The following is a 16,115-nucleotide window of genomic DNA, read 5'->3' as shown; positions in this document are numbered from 1 at the left end:
TATTGGACGGTTTGTTGCTGCGGTAATCGGCCTAAATTTGAAAAAGTTGGCAGGGGCTGTTATAAACCGCATTTGATTTTTAATCTGTTTGATTGAGAAAGTTAGATGAAGAGCGGGAATACAGAGGTTGCAGCACACAGAAAGCTGCTGACACGGGAAGATGTGCGTACGTTGATGCTGTCATCCTTTGGTGGCGCGCTGGAGTTTTATGATTTTGTAATTTACGTATTTTATGCCAAGGTGTTGTCTGAGCTGTTTTTTCCAGCTGGTATGAATCCGTTTTGGGCGATGCTTAATACTTACGGTATCTTTGCTGCCGGCTATTTGTTCCGACCGCTGGGTGGTATTGTAATGGCGCATTTTGGCGATTTGTTTGGGCGTAAACGTTTGTTTGCCCTGTCTATCATGATGATGGCTTTGCCAACGCTGCTGCTGGGATTGATGCCTACATTTGACACAATTGGCTATGTTGCGCCTGTGTTGCTGCTGGTATTACGCATGATACAGGGTGTGGCCATTGGCGGTGAAATTCCGGCGGCTTGGACGTTTGTATCTGAGCATGTGCCTGAAAAACATGTGGGTATGGCCAATGGTTTTCTTACCGGCGGGCTGTCGCTGGGTATTTTATTGGGCTCGTTGATTGCACTGATGATGTCCAGACAGTTTACCAGCGCAGCTATTCTGGATGGTGCATGGCGTATTCCTTTTATTCTGGGAGGTTTATTTGGTCTACTGACCTTGTATCTGCGTAGTTATCTGCGAGAAACACCGGTCTTCAAGGCGATGCAGCAGCGTAAGGAGCTGGCTACGGATATGCCATTAAAATTACTGGTGACTCAGCATAAGACTGCCGTGATTATTGGTATGCTGCTTACTTGGTTTTTGACCGGATGTATCGTTGTGATTTTGCTGGCCATGCCACAATTGCTGACTGCGGGCTTTGGTTTTTCCAGTGCGCTTGCTTTTGAAATGCAGAGTATGGCGATAGTGATGCAGATGATCGGCTGTGTGCTGTATGGTGTTTTAGCCGACCGTGTAGGCAGTGGACGCATGCTGATTTGTGGGATTGTATTGACTGGTGTGATGGCAGTGTTATTCTATCCGGCACTGGGAAATAGCAGTGAAGGTATGGTTTTTGCTCTCTATATGCTGTTGGGACTGGCTGCCGGGGTAGCCGGTATTGTATCTGCTGCGATGATTAAAATGTTTCCACCCGCTATTCGCTTTACTGGTATTTCTTTTTCCTACAATGTGGCTTATGCGATTGTCGGTGGCCTGACTCTGCCTGTCGTGCAGTGGTTAAGCAGCTATAGCCCTATTGGTGCCATGTATTACATTCTGCCATTGTGTGTGGTGGGTTTGCTGGCGGCTTTTGCATTCCAATTTCGTTATCAGCGCTAAAACTATCGCGCCAAAAATGTTAGACACAAAAAAACTGCTTTATCCATAAGTGTTCATCATGTCAGGATAAAGCAGCTTTTTTATTAACAATCAGGCGTTACCGGCATTAGCTTGTTCGGCCTGATACATGGCTTCGAAGTTAATCGGAGCCAGCATCACTGGCGGGAAGCCTGAACGGGTGATGGTATTGGATACGGTTTCACGGGCATACGGGAACAAAATATTCGGTGCTGCTACCGCCAGCAGTAATTCCACATCATCTTCTGGAATATTGGCAATGCGGAAAATACCGCTTTGAGCCACTTCGTTCAGAAATAGTACTTTTTCTTCGGTCATCTTGGCAGTAACTGTCACTGTTACGGTAACATTATAGAATTCATCCTCTAGTTTCTCAGCAGCAGAAGTCACGCGCATTTCGATTTGAGGTTCTCCGCCTTCAAGAAAAATTTGTGGTGCATGGGGCACTTCCAGTGACAAATCTTTCAGGTAGATTTTTTCAATGCTGAATACCGGCTGTTGTTCGTTTTTTTCTGGTGCTTGTTCTTTTTTGCTCATGCTTTTCTTTCAACAAAGGGATAAGGGTTAGGGTGGCAGAACTATCCGGCACAACCGGATAACGGAGAAGAGAAATAGTCTGCGCTTAGCCTGCCAGTAAAGGATCTAGTTTACCTGCTTGGTTCAAAGCATTCAAATCATCAAAGCCGCCAACGTGTACTTCTCCGATATAGATCTGTGGTACGGTACGGCGACCGGTACGCTGCATCATCTGCTCGCGCGCTTGCGGATCGGTATCAATGCGGATTTCATTGATGGCTGTGACGCCTTTCTGTTTCAGTAAGGCTTTTGCCATCTGGCAATACGGGCATACACCCGTGGTATACATGGTAATCGCTTGCATCGTATTTTCCTCGTCTGCGTACAGATACTGATTAGAATAGCCTAGCATACCGCGAACTGAAGCTACTGAACAGGTGCAGGCTTTCTTTGCGAGTATGCTGCGGTATAATTAGTGAATATTTATATCACAAACGGACACCTACAGATGATTCGTTTTGAGCAGGTATCGAAAACGTATCCGGGCGGTTTCACCGCAGTGAAAAACCTTAGCTTTTCTATCAGTAAAGGGGAGATGATTTTTATTGCCGGCCATTCCGGAGCAGGTAAATCAACCATTCTGAAACTGATAAGCGGCATTGTGAAGCCTACCAAGGGAAAAGTGTGGCTAAACAATCAGGATTTGGGACGTCTGAACGACAATCAACTTGGTTATCTGCGTCAGCATATCGGTATTGTATTTCAGGACCATAAACTGCTGTTTGACCGCAATGTGTTGCAAAATGTGATGTTACCTTTGCGAATTACCGGTTATGAACGTAAGCAGGCAGAGCACCGTGCCCGTATAGCAATTGAAAAAGTTGGCCTGAAGGGGCGAGAAATGGCCGACCCGGTGACCTTATCTGGCGGAGAGCAGCAGCGCCTGTGTATTGCTCGTGCAGTGGTGCATCAGCCTGGTTTGCTGATAGCTGATGAGCCCTCAGCCAATCTGGATCGGGCGTACGCACTGGATATTATGGAATTGTTCAAAACCTTTCATGAGGCTGGTACCACAGTAATGGTAGCCGCTCACGATGAAACTCTGATGGCTGATTACGGCCATCGCATTATTCGATTGCAGGAAGGCAGGTTATACGCATGATTCAGTTTGTTTCCCTGCATACAGAAGCGGCGTGTAAAGCATTACGGCAGTTACTGCGCCAGCCGGTGGCCACGCTGTTGATTCTTGTTATGCTTGCAATCGCCATGACGTTACCACTGGCATTGTATCTCGGTGTACAAAGCGGACAGCAGGTGCTGGGACAGATTAACAATGCACCCACCATGACCCTGTATATGCAGATGGAAGCGAAAGCCAGTGATAATCAGGCTGTAGAAAAAGCCTTGCAGGCGAATAAACAGCTTGAAAAAGTAGTGTTTGTGAGTAAGCAGCAGGGACTGGAAGAATTGCAGCAGAGTATGGGGAGTCAGGATCTGGTTTCTATGCTTGATAGTAACCCGCTGCCGGATGCGTTTACCGTCACGCCTCAAGTGGACACTCCAGAAGAATTGGCGGCATTACACACGCAGCTGGCGCAGCTGCCGATGGTGGAAAGTGTGAAAATGGATGCCGAATGGATGCAAACCCTGTATCAGATTAATCACTTTGTGCATCAATTGTTGTGGTTTCTTGCTATAACACTGGGACTGGCGTTTGCGCTGGTGGCGTATAACACCATTCGCTTACAGATTCTTAGCCACCGTGAAGAAATAGAAATTACGAAGCTGCTCGGTGCACCAGCTTCTTTTATTCGCAGGCCTTTTCTGTATCTGGCCATCTGGCAAAGCCTACTGGCTGCCGCCATTAGTATCGGTTTGTGTTACTGGCTTTGCTATATGACTCAGCCTATAGTCAGTGCCATTCTCCAACCTTACGGCGTGCATATTGCCTGGCGGTTTTTCAACCCCTGTGAAATAGTGGTAATTTTATTGCTGGTTTGCGGACTGGGTGTTGTGGGTGCATGGCTGGCTACGCGTCAGCATCTGCTTAGCTTTAAATCCGTACGCTAAATATTTTGTCTATCAGTAACAGAAATCCTCAGTAAACTTGCTTTTACTGAGGATTATTTTCAAGAAAGTTTTCTACAATTTCTATCATAAAAAGCCTGCATAATGTTTTGCCAAATCTAATCATGCGCTTGCACTTACAATACTAACCATTACTGAATATTCAGCAATAAGTGCTACCATTCGTTTATTCATAAATTTGTTGTCCGGTATCTAACGAAACAGATTTTTTTAATATACTCAGACATTGCGGATCAACAGGCATAAAAAAGCGGCACTGATTCACCCTTAAAGTGATTCAGCAACCGCTCATGTATATTTTCAATGTGGTAAAGGCTATTGATTCTGACGAGCCTGAGCTGCCTGTGCCAGTAGTTGGAGCATCGTTTCGGTTTCTTCCCAGCCAATGCAGGCGTCTGTAATACTCTGACCATAATTTTCTGGATTATCCTGCCTGCCTGCCATCAGATTGCTTTCCACCATAACGCCCATTATATGCTGCTCACCGGCCTGAATCTGTGCGGCGATATCCTGAGCCACTTCCATCTGCCGACGATAATCTTTGCGGCTGTTAGCATGACTGCAATCAATCATCAAATATGGTGTAACCTGATGTTTGTTTAGCTCATCTACTGCGGCCTCAACATGCTCATGGCTGTAATTAGGTTCTTTACCACCGCGCAGAATAATGTGGCAATCTGGATTACCGCTAGTACGCACAATAGCCGAATGGCCGGCTTTGGTTACCGAAAGGAAATGATGTGGATGGCTAGATGCGCCAATGGCATCAATGGCAATTTTCAAATTGCCGTCGGTGCCGTTTTTAAAACCTACCGGACAGCTTAAACCAGAAGCCAGCTCGCGGTGTACCTGACTTTCCGTCGTACGGGCACCGATGGCACCCCATGAAATTAGATCGGCAAAATATTGTGGAGTAATCATGTCCAGAAATTCAGTTGCAGCAGGCATACCCATATTGTTTAATTCTAAAAGCAGTTTGCGAGCCAGACGTAGACCATAGTTAATATCGTAGGAACCATCTATTCGCGGGTCGTTAATCAAGCCTTTCCAGCCTACAGTGGTACGTGGTTTTTCAAAGTATACACGCATCACAATCAGCAATTGATTTGCATATTTTTCGCGTAATACATTCAGCCGCCGGCCATATTCCAGTGCAGCGACTGGATCATGGATGGAGCAGGGGCCGATAATGACCAGTAAACGTTTATCATGTCCATGCACCAATGCAGCAATTTCCTCACGAGTATCGTGGACTACTTCAGCAGCTTTATCGGTAATCGGCAATTCATATAAATGGGCAATCGGTGGCAACAATTCTTTAATTTCTTTAATCCGGACATCATCTATTGGTCTGGTTACTGCCTGATTCATAATTTTTCCTGTCGAATGCTATTATTTTAAATTTTAATGATTTACCTATCAGGCTATAATGAATAAGTTTAAAAAGCAAGATTCAAACTTTTGTATCGCTACAATATTGCTTAAATATCAAATTATCTAGCATATAATTATATTTCAAATCTAATATATATCGGTTATTGGCAGAATATTTTAATAAAAACCATTATATTGTTCTGGCACCTTGATTAAAAATTTGCAAGTGCTGTTTTAAGCACGTATGGGTTTCGGGTACAATCGCCTCCCCTGTGGTTCGTAAACCTCCCACATTAAAAAACTAGGAAATCAACTATATGCGTGCACAAAATAATCTGGGCACAGTTAGTCTGCTGGGTAATCAGCACACGCAGTATTGCAGCGATTACGCACCGGAGCTACTGGAAGCCTTTGATAATCAACATCCCGATAACGATTATTTCGTTAAATTCATCTGTCCTGAATTCACCAGTCTGTGCCCGAAAACCGGTCAGCCAGACTTTGCCACCATTTACATCAATTACCTACCCCGCTTGCGCATGGTAGAAAGTAAATCATTGAAACTGTATCTCTTCAGTTTTCGCAATCATGGTGATTTTCATGAAGATTGTGTCAACATCATCATGAAAGATTTGATTGCATTAATGCAGCCTAAATATATAGAAGTATATGGAGAATTTACGCCGCGGGGCGGCATTGCCATCCATCCGTATGCCAATTACGGCGAACCCAATACACGCTACAGTGACATGGCCGCTCAGCGTCTGCTGCAGTTTCAAGTGAAATAAACCTGTCACTGCTGCAAGATACTTTCTGTATGGCTAGCTCGGGTTTTCTGATGATTACCTGTTGCGCAGCCGCATAAATAAACAGGATTACCTATGTATGAATTTTCCGATGCGCAGCGTTTTAAGGCGTTGCGCTGGCTGACTTTCTGGCACATGCTGGTTATCGTGGCCAGTAATTATCTGGTGCAGTTTCCCTTTACTCTGTGGGGGCTACACAATACTTGGGGCGCATTTACTTTTCCGTTTATTTTTCTAACTACTGACTTAACCGTACGCATATTCGGCTCAGGTCTGGCGCGAAAAATTATTTTCTGGGTGATGTTGCCTTCATTGTTGTTTTCCTATGCCATCTCCGTCTTGTTTCAAAACGGACACTGGATGGGCTGGGTGGCATTAAGCCATTTTGATTTATTTGTAGCGCGTATTGCTCTTGCTAGTTTTACCGCTTACGTAGTCGGACAGCTGATGGATATTCTGGTGTTTAACCGGCTACGCCAATGCAAGCGCTGGTGGCCGGCTCCAAGTGCCTCCGCTGTGCTGGGTAGTGCCGTCGATACATTACTGTTTTTCGCAGTAGCATTCTATCATTCACCAGATGCCTTTATGGCGGCCAACTGGTTACAGATATCCTTTACAGATTATGCATTTAAAATCACTGTGGCCGCACTGTTTTTCCTGCCCACGTACGGCGTGATACTGCGTTATTTACTCTATCGGCTGACCGCCTTAGCACCGCGTGCCGTAAACGGTTAAAACGCATCAAAAACGTTGCTACAGCGTAATATCTTACCTTCAACAGGCCGCTTGATAAGTGGCCTGATTGCCGTGAAGGCATCTGTTATAATACGCGCCTATTTTCAAATACCTGGCTGAGAGAACATCATGGAAGCGGAGCAGATTAATCAGTTAAACAATATTCTGGATGATATGGCATCCCGTAGTCACGATTTACGGAGGTATCTTTGACTACGCTGGCAAAAAAGATCGTCTGGAAGAAGTAATCGGTCTGTCGGAAGACCCTGAACTCTGGAATGACCCGAAAAAAGCACAAGAAGTTGGCAAAGAGCGTAAAGTACTGGAAGGCATTGTGCTGACGCTGGATCATCTGCACAGCGGGATTGAAGACAACCGCATACTGTTGCAAATGGCTGTTGAGGAAAACGACAGCGACGGTTTCGCAGCAGTGCAGGCTGATATCACCGCATTGCAAGAAGAGCTGGCGCAGCTAGAATTTAAGCGCATGTTCAATCAGCCAGCCGATGTGAATAATTGCTTCATAGATATCGTGGCTGGCGCAGGTGGCACCGAGGCCGAAGATTGGGCCGGTATGTTATTGCGCATGTACGTACGCTATGGCGAACGCAAAGGTTTCAAAGTAGAAATCCTTGAAGAAGACGAGGGCGAAATTGCAGGGGTTAACCGCGCTACCATCAAGCTAGATGGTGAATACGCCTACGGATTGCTGCGTACCGAAACCGGTATTCACCGACTGGTGCGTTACTCACCGTTTGATTCTAATAACAAAAGACATACATCGTTTGCTTCCGTATTCGTTTATCCGGAAGTGGATGACAGCTTTGAAATTGAAATTAATCCCGCAGATTTGCGTGTCGATACCTATCGCGCTTCCGGTGCCGGCGGCCAACACATCAACAAAACCGATTCGGCTGTTCGCATCACGCATGAACCAACTGGTATTGTCGTACAGTGTCAGAACGACCGTTCCCAGCACCGTAATCGCGAAGAGGCGATGAATATGCTCAAAGCCAAGTTGTTTGAGCTGGAAATGCGTCGCCGCAATGAGGAAAAACAGAATCTTGAAGCCAGCAAGGATGATGTAGGCTGGGGACATCAGATTCGTTCCTATGTATTCGATTCATCGCGTATCAAGGATTTACGCACTGGTTATGAAGTAGGCAATATCAAGGCCGTAATGGATGGCGACCTTGATGGCTTTATCGAAGCCAGCTTGAAACAAGGTGTATAAAAAATATGTCATAAGGCTGCCAGCTATCAGTTAGGCGGCCTTAATTGTTAAGGTAGCCTGTATGAAATCTATTGATGTCATTATTCCCTGCTATAACGCCGAAAATACATTGGCACGAGCAATAGACAGTGTATTGGTACAGCCGGAACTGGGCTGTCTGTGGCTGGTGGATGATGCGTCTGCAGATGGAACAGCCAGTTTGATTCGGCAGTGGCAGCAGCGCCATCCACAACTTATACGAAGTGAGTTTCTGCCCACAAACCGTGGTCCGGCTGTGGCGCGTAACTGGGCCGCCTTAATGTCTAGTCGTAACCACATAGCATTTCTGGATGCAGATGATGCCTACCAGCCGCATGCACTACAGGCAGCCAGCGCCGTGTTCAGTTTCCGGCCGCAAACCGGTTTATTGCGTTTACCGGTCAAGGGACATAATATCCCTGAACGATACCGAGAGCATGAAAAATTTGCTGTGGCATGGCGTACGTTTGAAATGATTACTGCCACCAATACAGTTTTCAACCGTGCCTATTTCCTCGCCTGTGGCGGTTTCCCAGTTGATGCTCTGTTTCGGCACCTTGGTGGCGAAGATGGGGCGCTGGGGCTGGCCACAATAGAAAGCTGCATGGTGGCCACACTGTTTGATGAAGCTGGAATGCCTGATATCGGTGTCGATTTTTATGGCCACGATGGGATGTATGTACGCAAACTGCTTGATGCTATGCTTTATGGGCAAAAGCGGGAGGAATGCGATGATACAGCGATGCAACAGGCCGATGCGGTAACACAAAGTATTGTGCAGCGGTTACACGATTTGCATGAGATACTTGCTTACCCACACCCTGGTAAACAACCCCTGAAATTGTTTACCGATTAAGCATGGCACTCAAAATGCCAGTGCATTAACTGAATTTAGTCTTATCATTACTCTGGAAGTAGAAGAAACATGATCAATCCATTAACTGCCTTGTCACCGCTGGATGGGCGATATGCCTCGGCTGTCTCTGAATTACGGCCAATTTTTTCTGAATACGGTCTGATACATGCTCGCATAAAAGTTGAGCTGGAATGGCTCAAAGCACTGGCTGCCGAAGCCGCAATTAGTGAAGTTCCACCCTTTACTGCCGCTACTGTTGCTGAAATCGACGGCGTAATTGCGGATTTTTCAGTTGAAGATGCGCAGGCAGTCAAAGCTATCGAGGCTACAACCAACCATGATGTAAAAGCCATCGAATACTGGCTGAAACAGCGTTTTGCTAATGTCCCCGAAGTGCTGGCCGTGAGTGAATTCATTCATTTTTCCTGTACCAGTGAAGACATCAATAATTTATCGCATGCACTAATGCTGAAACAGGCTCGTGACGAAGTATTGCTGCCGAAACTTTGCGAGCTGATTGAGGAATTGCGTCAGCTGGCACATACTCATGCTGCCTTACCGATGATGTGCCGAACACATGGGCAGCCTGCTACACCTAGTACGCTAGGTAAAGAAATTGCCAATGTGGTGGCGCGTCTTCAGCGCCAGATTCAATCTGTTCAGCAACAACAGTTTCTGGGCAAAATTAATGGAGCGGTCGGTAATTACAATGCGCATCTGATCGCTTATCCAGATATAAATTGGGAAGGCCATTGCCGCCGTTTTGTTGAATATAATCTGGGACTGACATTTAATCCATATACCATCCAAATAGAACCGCATGATTATATGGCCGAATTTTTCCAGAACATTAGTCGTATCAATACCATTCTGATTGATTTTAACCGCGATATTTGGGGTTATATCTCGATTGGCTACTTTAAGCAGAAAGTGAAAGCCGGAGAAGTTGGTTCCTCTACCATGCCACATAAAGTCAATCCGATTGATTTTGAAAATTCAGAAGGTAATCTGGGTATGGCTAATGCCATACTGGGTTTCCTGGCCGAAAAGCTTCCAGTATCGCGCTGGCAGCGTGATCTAACCGACAGTACTGTATTGAGAAATATGGGCGTTGGTTTCGGCTACACCATTCTCGGGTTAATCTCGCATTTACGTGGATTGCATAAACTGGAAATCAATGAAGCTGCATTTGCTGCTGATTTAGAGGCAACATGGGAATTACTGGCTGAACCAATTCAGACGGTTATGCGTCGCTATGGCGTAGCCAATCCCTACGAGCAGCTCAAAGAGCTTACCCGTGGCAAACACGGCATCACTCCACAGAGTTTACAGGCATTTATCAGCCAGCTTGCTATTCCGGACAACGCCAAAGCACAATTGCTGGCGCTGACTCCGTCATTATATGTTGGTAAAGCGCAAGAACTGGCAGAGCGCATTTAAAACAATACAAGTAGAAGGTGGGCATAGCCCGCCTTTTTTATTTATGGCCGGAAAATATTTTTATCCACAGCTATACCCTTTCCGCTCAAATCTCATAGCTCAACGGTTGTTCAGCTTATTGTGGATGAATTAAAAACTAGCTCAGAATTAAGAATTTTGTGGATAATTAGCCAGTTCAATCAAATTATTATCCGGATCACGAATATAAATTGAAGTCATTTTTCCACAGGCACCATGTCGGCTACTGGGTTGCTTCTCCAGCGGGATGTGATGCTCCTGCAAAATAGCTATCACTTCATCCAGCGATTGTTCCACGATAAAACACAAATCTGCTGAGCCTGGCGTAGGATAAAGTGCTTTCGGATTAAACTCATGTCCTTGCTGGTGTAAATTAATTTTCATTTCGCCAAAATGCAGAGCAGTACGATTGTCGGCAAACCTACTTTCGCGCATGCCCAGTATCTTTGTATAAAAAGCAGTTGAAGCCTGAATATCTTTAACTGTCAAAACCAGATGATCCAGCGTTTTAATCTGCATTACCGGCTCCTTAAATAGCATTCCACAGAATTTCTGCCGAAAAATAACTTTTAACTATTGATTATATTATAAAAAATAAAATTTTCTCAAACAGCAGATAAAGCAAAAATTATTGTATAAGGTTAAAATACCTTATTTGTAAGCAAATATTTTTATCAATTAGAATGCTATTTTTTTAATGATTATTGGCAGTGCTGCAAGCATTAAAAAATTCAAATGACTTTATCCAGAAACAAAAAAACAAACAATAATATTTTTATGCTTAAAGAATAAATGATTTGCCAGAAATTAATAAAAAAGCCAATGCCATTTGTAGCATTGGCTTAAATAAGTCAGGTGTTTTATTCCATACGTAATTCTGCTGCACGAGCATGAGCTGTCAGTCCCTCACCATGCGCTAGAATACTGGCAATCTGTCCCAATTGCTTCGCTCCCTGCGCAGATACCTGAATTAGGCTGCTACGTTTCTGAAAATCGTAGACACCCAGAGGAGATGCAAAACGAGCAGTACGGCTGGTCGGTAAAACATGATTGGGCCCAGCACAATAATCGCCAAGACTTTCACTGGTATACTGACCCATAAATATAGCACCGGCATGGCGTATTTTCGGTGCCCATTCCTGTGGATTGGCTACTGAAAGCTCCAGATGTTCCGGAGCCAAATAATTGGCAATTTCACAGGCTTCTTCCAGATTCTGCACTTGAATAATGGCTCCGCGATTAGCCAGCGATGCTTCAATAATGGCTTTACGTGGCATCTCTTTCATGAGCGTCTGCATTTGTGCTTCTACTTCAGATGCATAGTTTGCATCCGTAGTAATCAGAATTGCCTGAGCGATTTCATCATGTTCTGATTGACTAAACAAATCCATCGCCACCCATTTAGCCGGCGTGGTGCCATCGGCAATAACCAAAATCTCGCTCGGGCCTGCAACCATATCGATACCCACCACACCAAACACCCGCCGTTTGGCAGCAGCCACATAAGCATTGCCTGGGCCGGTAATTTTATCGACTTGCACAATACTTTCCGTACCATATGCCAGCGCTGCCACAGCTTGTGCCCCGCCGATGGTAAAAACTTGTGTGACTCCGGCTACATAAGCAGCACCCAGTACAATATCATTGCGTTCCCCGTTTGGCATGGGCACGACCATAATGATTTCTTTTACTCCTGCCACATGTGCCGGCATCGCATTCATTATCACCGAGCTTGGATAAGCTGCCTTGCCGCCAGGAACATAAATACCCACTCGATCCAGCGCACTAATCTGCTGTCCCAGTAAAGTACCGTTTTCATCTTCATATTGCCACGATTGTAGTTTCTGGTGCTGGTGATAGCTCTCAATCCGTTTTGCTGCCGTTTGCAAAGCAGACTGAACATCTGCAGGCAGCCGTGCAAATGCCTCAGCCAAATCGGCCTGACTTAAAGTCAGTTCAGCCATGGATTGTGCCTGTGTGTGGTCAAAGCGGTTGGTATATTCGACTACTGCTGCATCACCACGTTGCTGTACATCTGTACAGATAGCAGCCACTGCAGCATCCACTTGAGGATCCTGTGCGGTTTCAAATGCCTGAAGGGCAGTTAACTGAGCCTTAAAGTCAGTATCCTGCGAAGAAATATATTTCATACCTTTGTATAACGGGCAGCCTATGCTGCCCGATCCTGATAGATTTAATTAAATATTATTACCGAAATTATCATCATCCACATCGATAACCGGAGACTTTGTTTTAGCAGCTAGCTCATGTGCTGGAATGGTATTGCCATCTACTTCAACATCATACGGTTTGACTACCCGTACTCTCAGACCACGGCCGGCCTTGCGGCTGTCGATCCATTCATTGCTGATGGCTGAAATAGCATTATTGGCATTATCAAAGCCATAGTCTTTAGCGTTGAACCCACCATCACTGGTTACTAGCTCTCGTGCTACCGAGCTTACTGTTGCCCAGCCTTCAATATCACAGGTTCGTTCAATCGCTTTCTGTACCATCGGTACCAGACGGTTCCAATAATGCTGGCTGGAAGTTTCGCCAGAAGACCGATTGGATTTAGCAGTGCGGCTGTTGAAACTAGTCTTAGCTGGCCGGCCGCGGCCGCGACTGTTTTCTGATGCCGTCACTGCCGTTTCAAATACAGCTTTGCGAGGACGGCCACGTCCGCGCTTAGTCTGATCATCACGGCTTTTATCGAAGCTGGTGAATTCAGGCGCCTGAGTTTCAATTTGTACCAATACCGGTTGAGTATTCTTCGTTTTTTCTTCCGGCTCAATCTTGACACTCACCTTTTCCGCCGGTGATGATTTGCTGACAGCCGGAATCGTAATCACCAAAGGTGCGTCATTGTTCTGCTGGAAAGCAGCCGGTTCAGCAACTGGAGCAAAAGATTTATTTTCTGTTTTCGGCAGCAGATTATTACTGCGTTTTTTCAAACGCAGCCATAAATGATTTCCATGCATCTGCGTTTCAAAAATATCGATAGCATTAATCAGATAGGACAATTTAGTATAGCCGTAATTACGAGCATCAAAATCAGAATTAACCTTATTGATGTATTGTCCCACTACCCCAAGCGACGTCCAGCCATCATCATCAGCATGTTCCTTCACTGCATTGCGAAACAGATTCATCAATGCTGTGTCCTGCTTCAGTTCAGTCGGAGATTTACGCTTGTTGCGGAATATAGGTGTCTGGGATTTGTCTTCACCAAGTTCAACCGTTGTATGGCTAAGCAGATTTTCAGTATAAATAAATTTATCACAGGCTTTACGAAAAGATTCAGGCGTTTTCTTTTGCCCGAAACCATAAACAGTCAGGCCATTTTCACGAATACGTGATGCCAAACGGGTAAAATCACTGTCGCTGGACACAATACAGAAACCATCAAAAGTATTGCTGTAAAGTAAATCCATTGCATCAATAACCATAGCCATGTCGGTAGCATTTTTTCCCTTTGTGTAGGCAAACTGCTGCACCGGTGTAATAGCATGCGGAAGCAATGCATCTTTCCATTTGGATAGGCCACTGCTCCAGTCGCCATAAATACGTTTGACACTGGCAATACCATATTTGGCGATTTCTTCCAGTAGAGATTCAACCGTACTGGCTGAAGTGTTGTCTGCATCTATAAGTACTGCCAGTTTGGCCGAATTTTCCGTTGTCATTTAAATAATTCCTGTTCAATATAAATAAAACTAAATTTTTTGATTTTTTGCCTGTGCAAAAACATCAATAATTGGTTGTATACATGAATATTTCAATTTTAAAGCTGCCTTATTCACCACCAGCCGGCTGGATATATCTACCACATGCTCTACAGCCTGTAGATTATTTGCCTGTAATGTATTACCGGTAGAAACCAGATCAACAATTGCATCAGCCAAGCCCACCAGCGGTGCCAATTCCATCGATCCATACAGCTTAATCAAATCAGTATGCACACCTTTACCAGCAAAATGTTCTGCCGCTATATTCGGATATTTAGTAGCTACCCGCAAACGGCAGCCGGGCTGCGAAGCTGCCGCATAATCAAAACCTTTTCGTACGGCTACCATCATCCGGCAGCGGGCAATATTCAAATCCAGAGGCTGATATAGCCCACCTCCATCATGTTCAATTAAAACATCTTTTCCCGCAATTCCAAAATCAGCTGCACCATATTGCACATAAGTAGGCACATCTGTTGCCCGCACAATAATCAAGCGGATATTGTTATGATTCGTATTAATAATCAGTTTGCGGGATGACTCCGGGTCTTCAATAGCCTTAATCCCCGCTGCTGCCAGCAAAGGCAGCGTTTCTTCATAAATACGACCTTTAGATAACGCAATGGTTAATTGTGCAGTCATTTTTTTATCAGTATCTAGACACTGCAAAAATCTTTAGCTATAAATTTATTATTGCGTAAAAATTAATTTGCATATTATAAAAATATTAATTACATAATTTTAATCTAACAATTGTTTCATGTCATGAGCCAATTGTGTTGCTGTCTGGCTGTGTGGCTCATACACCACGGTATGTCCCTGTTTGTCCAGCAAATATGTCCCAGTACTATGATCCAGCTGATAGTCTTTTGCACTACTGCCTGCTACTTTATGTACCGCAATTTTATATTGGGTAATAACACTATTAAGCGCCTGCAAACGCGGTTTGTCTACCGTTAAACCGATAAAATTCGGATTAAATGCTGGTGCATACTCAGCCATAACTTGCGGTGTATCGCGCAGAGGGTCAAGTGTAATAAATAGCACCTGTACTTGCTTACTCTTTTCTCCTAACTGATTTATCGCATCCGCATAAGCCAGCAGATTAGTGGGGCATACATCTGGACAATGCGTGTAGCCGAATACCAGTGCAACCACTTTACCGCGAAAATCACGCAAATGTACTGATTTACCTTTGCCATCCAGCAAAGAAAAATCATCTCCGCCCAGACCGGCATCGCGCACATCGCTTCCTTCAAAAGAATATTGCTGATGCTGCGGCATATCTGCACTGGCAGCTGGCTTGGCTGTAGAAGCCGGTACTTGCGGCTGACATGCTGATAGCATGATTGCCGGAACAATTAACGCCGCAGATAAATGGATTTTAAACATAAATTGATTTGTATTACAAAATTGTACTTTATAATGTTCAGCTAAAAAATACAATACAGATTTTTAATTTTAAATTAATAAGTAAAATATAAAAAAATCCAAATATAAAATCAATATTTTATTCATAAATAATTAAAAAAAATCCCTACCAAGAAAAAAACCTTTACAACTATAGAAAATCCGTTATAATGCCGATTCTTCGCTAGCCCAGATGGCGAAATTGGTAGACGCAGGGGACTCAAAATCCCCCGCCGCAAGGTGTGACGGTTCGAGTCCGTCTCTGGGCACCAGATTTAAAAAACCGCTGAAATCAGCGGTTTTTTTACGTCTGCCGCCTGTAAAGACAACAAAATAAAAGCAGCACAAACTATTTGCCGTTCAAATCATTACCATGTATAAACTTCAACAAAAACGTTTACACAAAAGTGATTAAAATAAATATTGGCAGATATAAGCAATAAACTGAGTGGAAAGAAAAATATCTTAAAAGA

16 protein-coding genes, 1 tRNA gene and 1 riboswitch are annotated in these 16,115 nt (G+C 44.5%); of the genes, 9 read left to right on the top strand and 8 right to left on the bottom strand.

What is annotated here, in order from left to right:
* Nucleotides 1-105: 105 nt before the first annotated feature.
* A complete protein-coding gene (locus tag ACQP6D_RS06960; RefSeq protein ID WP_267390989.1) occupies nucleotides 106-1,401 on the top strand; it encodes an MFS transporter in 1,296 nt (431 codons plus the stop codon).
* Nucleotides 1,402-1,491: 90 nt separating this feature from the next.
* On the opposite strand, the gene secB is transcribed toward ACQP6D_RS06960, so the two are convergent.
* Complete coding sequence (gene secB / locus ACQP6D_RS06955; protein WP_267390990.1) at nucleotides 1,492-1,956, bottom strand: protein-export chaperone SecB; 465 nt, start codon at nucleotides 1,954-1,956, stop codon at nucleotides 1,492-1,494.
* An 85-nt stretch (nucleotides 1,957-2,041) separates the two neighbouring features.
* The gene (gene grxC / locus ACQP6D_RS06950; RefSeq protein ID WP_100141223.1) at nucleotides 2,042-2,299 is read right to left on the bottom strand and encodes a glutaredoxin 3; all 258 of its coding nucleotides are present in this window, start codon (nucleotides 2,297-2,299) and stop codon (nucleotides 2,042-2,044) included.
* A gap of 144 nt (nucleotides 2,300-2,443) precedes the next feature.
* Here grxC and ftsE point away from each other — a divergent pair, with 144 nt between their 5' ends.
* Both ftsE and ftsX read left to right on the top strand, forming a co-directional pair.
* Nucleotides 2,444-3,097 carry a cell division ATP-binding protein FtsE gene (ftsE, locus tag ACQP6D_RS06945; RefSeq protein WP_100141019.1) on the top strand — a complete coding sequence of 218 codons (654 nt, stop codon included), beginning with the start codon at nucleotides 2,444-2,446 and terminating at the stop codon, nucleotides 3,095-3,097.
* Nucleotides 3,088-4,005, top strand: coding sequence for a permease-like cell division protein FtsX (ftsX, locus tag ACQP6D_RS06940; RefSeq protein WP_427857889.1), 918 nt, complete (start codon nucleotides 3,088-3,090; stop codon nucleotides 4,003-4,005). Before ftsE ends, ftsX begins: the two co-directional genes overlap by 10 nt.
* 333 nt (nucleotides 4,006-4,338) lie before the next feature.
* Here the strand turns inward: ftsX and aroG are convergent, their stop codons facing one another.
* A complete protein-coding gene (gene aroG / locus ACQP6D_RS06935; protein WP_267408696.1) occupies nucleotides 4,339-5,394 on the bottom strand; it encodes a 3-deoxy-7-phosphoheptulonate synthase AroG in 1,056 nt (351 codons plus the stop codon).
* A gap of 269 nt (nucleotides 5,395-5,663) precedes the next feature.
* Nucleotides 5,664-5,708: riboswitch (PreQ1 riboswitch) on the top strand.
* A 6-nt stretch (nucleotides 5,709-5,714) separates the two neighbouring features.
* Between aroG and queF the strand changes: the two genes are divergently transcribed.
* The 5 genes from queF to purB all read left to right on the top strand — a co-directional run bounded on the left by queF (nucleotide 5,715) and on the right by purB (nucleotide 10,486).
* The gene (queF, locus tag ACQP6D_RS06930; RefSeq protein ID WP_267390993.1) at nucleotides 5,715-6,185 is read left to right on the top strand and encodes a preQ(1) synthase; all 471 of its coding nucleotides are present in this window, start codon (nucleotides 5,715-5,717) and stop codon (nucleotides 6,183-6,185) included.
* 93 nt (nucleotides 6,186-6,278) lie between these two features.
* Complete coding sequence (locus ACQP6D_RS06925) at nucleotides 6,279-6,938, top strand: 7-cyano-7-deazaguanine/7-aminomethyl-7-deazaguanine transporter (RefSeq protein ID WP_370388738.1); 660 nt, start codon at nucleotides 6,279-6,281, stop codon at nucleotides 6,936-6,938.
* Nucleotides 6,939-7,067: 129 nt separating this feature from the next.
* A protein-coding gene (gene prfB, locus ACQP6D_RS06920; RefSeq protein WP_267390995.1) for a peptide chain release factor 2 occupies nucleotides 7,068-8,172 on the top strand; the annotation gives its coding sequence in 2 pieces (ribosomal slippage) (nucleotides 7,068-7,148 and nucleotides 7,150-8,172; 1,104 coding nt in all).
* Between the two features lie 61 nt (nucleotides 8,173-8,233).
* Nucleotides 8,234-9,046, top strand: coding sequence for a glycosyltransferase family 2 protein (locus tag ACQP6D_RS06915; RefSeq protein ID WP_367490149.1), 813 nt, complete (start codon nucleotides 8,234-8,236; stop codon nucleotides 9,044-9,046).
* A gap of 69 nt (nucleotides 9,047-9,115) precedes the next feature.
* Nucleotides 9,116-10,486, top strand: a complete 1,371-nt coding sequence (gene purB / locus ACQP6D_RS06910; protein ID WP_427857774.1) for an adenylosuccinate lyase — start codon at nucleotides 9,116-9,118, stop codon at nucleotides 10,484-10,486.
* A 147-nt stretch (nucleotides 10,487-10,633) separates the two neighbouring features.
* On the opposite strand, the gene ACQP6D_RS06905 is transcribed toward purB, so the two are convergent.
* From ACQP6D_RS06905 to ACQP6D_RS06885, 5 genes are all read right to left on the bottom strand, one after another.
* Nucleotides 10,634-11,023, bottom strand: coding sequence for a VOC family protein (locus ACQP6D_RS06905; protein ID WP_267391000.1), 390 nt, complete (start codon nucleotides 11,021-11,023; stop codon nucleotides 10,634-10,636).
* 341 nt (nucleotides 11,024-11,364) lie between these two features.
* Nucleotides 11,365-12,654, bottom strand: coding sequence for a histidinol dehydrogenase (gene hisD / locus ACQP6D_RS06900; RefSeq protein ID WP_427857773.1), 1,290 nt, complete (start codon nucleotides 12,652-12,654; stop codon nucleotides 11,365-11,367).
* A gap of 48 nt (nucleotides 12,655-12,702) precedes the next feature.
* Nucleotides 12,703-14,190 (bottom strand): NYN domain-containing protein, encoded by a 1,488-nt coding sequence (locus ACQP6D_RS06895; protein WP_427857772.1) that lies wholly within the window; start codon nucleotides 14,188-14,190, stop codon nucleotides 12,703-12,705.
* A 30-nt stretch (nucleotides 14,191-14,220) separates the two neighbouring features.
* Nucleotides 14,221-14,874, bottom strand: coding sequence for an ATP phosphoribosyltransferase (hisG, locus tag ACQP6D_RS06890; protein WP_427857771.1), 654 nt, complete (start codon nucleotides 14,872-14,874; stop codon nucleotides 14,221-14,223).
* Between the two features lie 99 nt (nucleotides 14,875-14,973).
* Entirely contained in the window at nucleotides 14,974-15,624 is a 651-nt protein-coding gene (locus ACQP6D_RS06885; RefSeq protein WP_427857770.1) for an SCO family protein, read from the bottom strand.
* 205 nt (nucleotides 15,625-15,829) lie between these two features.
* Here ACQP6D_RS06885 and ACQP6D_RS06880 point away from each other — a divergent pair.
* Nucleotides 15,830-15,914 (top strand) — tRNA-Leu (locus ACQP6D_RS06880).
* Nucleotides 15,915-16,115: the final 201 nt, after the last annotated feature.

Origin of the sequence: Snodgrassella sp. CS2 (genome assembly GCF_050310315.1) — a bacterium.
GTDB classification, from domain to species: Bacteria; Pseudomonadota; Gammaproteobacteria; order Burkholderiales; family Neisseriaceae; genus Snodgrassella; species Snodgrassella alvi_E.
The sequence above is the reverse complement of the archived record's forward strand: the minus strand, read 5'-3'. Positions and strand labels throughout refer to the sequence as shown.

Bases quoted from the DNA above. Each gene is read 5' to 3' on its own strand.
- ACQP6D_RS06960 (WP_267390989.1), top strand. From the start codon at position 106: ATGAAGAGCGGGAATACAGAGGTTGCAGCACACAGAAAGCTGCTGACA.
- secB (WP_267390990.1), bottom strand. From the start codon at position 1,956: ATGAGCAAAAAAGAACAAGCACCAGAAAAAAACGAACAACAGCCGGTA.
- grxC (WP_100141223.1), bottom strand. From the start codon at position 2,299: ATGCAAGCGATTACCATGTATACCACGGGTGTATGCCCGTATTGCCAG.
- ftsE (WP_100141019.1), top strand. From the start codon at position 2,444: ATGATTCGTTTTGAGCAGGTATCGAAAACGTATCCGGGCGGTTTCACC.
- aroG (WP_267408696.1), bottom strand. From the start codon at position 5,394: ATGAATCAGGCAGTAACCAGACCAATAGATGATGTCCGGATTAAAGAA.
- queF (WP_267390993.1), top strand. From the start codon at position 5,715: ATGCGTGCACAAAATAATCTGGGCACAGTTAGTCTGCTGGGTAATCAG.
- ACQP6D_RS06925 (WP_370388738.1), top strand. From the start codon at position 6,279: ATGTATGAATTTTCCGATGCGCAGCGTTTTAAGGCGTTGCGCTGGCTG.
- ACQP6D_RS06915 (WP_367490149.1), top strand. From the start codon at position 8,234: ATGAAATCTATTGATGTCATTATTCCCTGCTATAACGCCGAAAATACA.
- purB (WP_427857774.1), top strand. From the start codon at position 9,116: ATGATCAATCCATTAACTGCCTTGTCACCGCTGGATGGGCGATATGCC.
- ACQP6D_RS06905 (WP_267391000.1), bottom strand. From the start codon at position 11,023: ATGCAGATTAAAACGCTGGATCATCTGGTTTTGACAGTTAAAGATATT.
- hisD (WP_427857773.1), bottom strand. From the start codon at position 12,654: ATGAAATATATTTCTTCGCAGGATACTGACTTTAAGGCTCAGTTAACT.
- ACQP6D_RS06895 (WP_427857772.1), bottom strand. From the start codon at position 14,190: ATGACAACGGAAAATTCGGCCAAACTGGCAGTACTTATAGATGCAGAC.
- hisG (WP_427857771.1), bottom strand. From the start codon at position 14,874: ATGACTGCACAATTAACCATTGCGTTATCTAAAGGTCGTATTTATGAA.
- ACQP6D_RS06885 (WP_427857770.1), bottom strand. From the start codon at position 15,624: ATGTTTAAAATCCATTTATCTGCGGCGTTAATTGTTCCGGCAATCATG.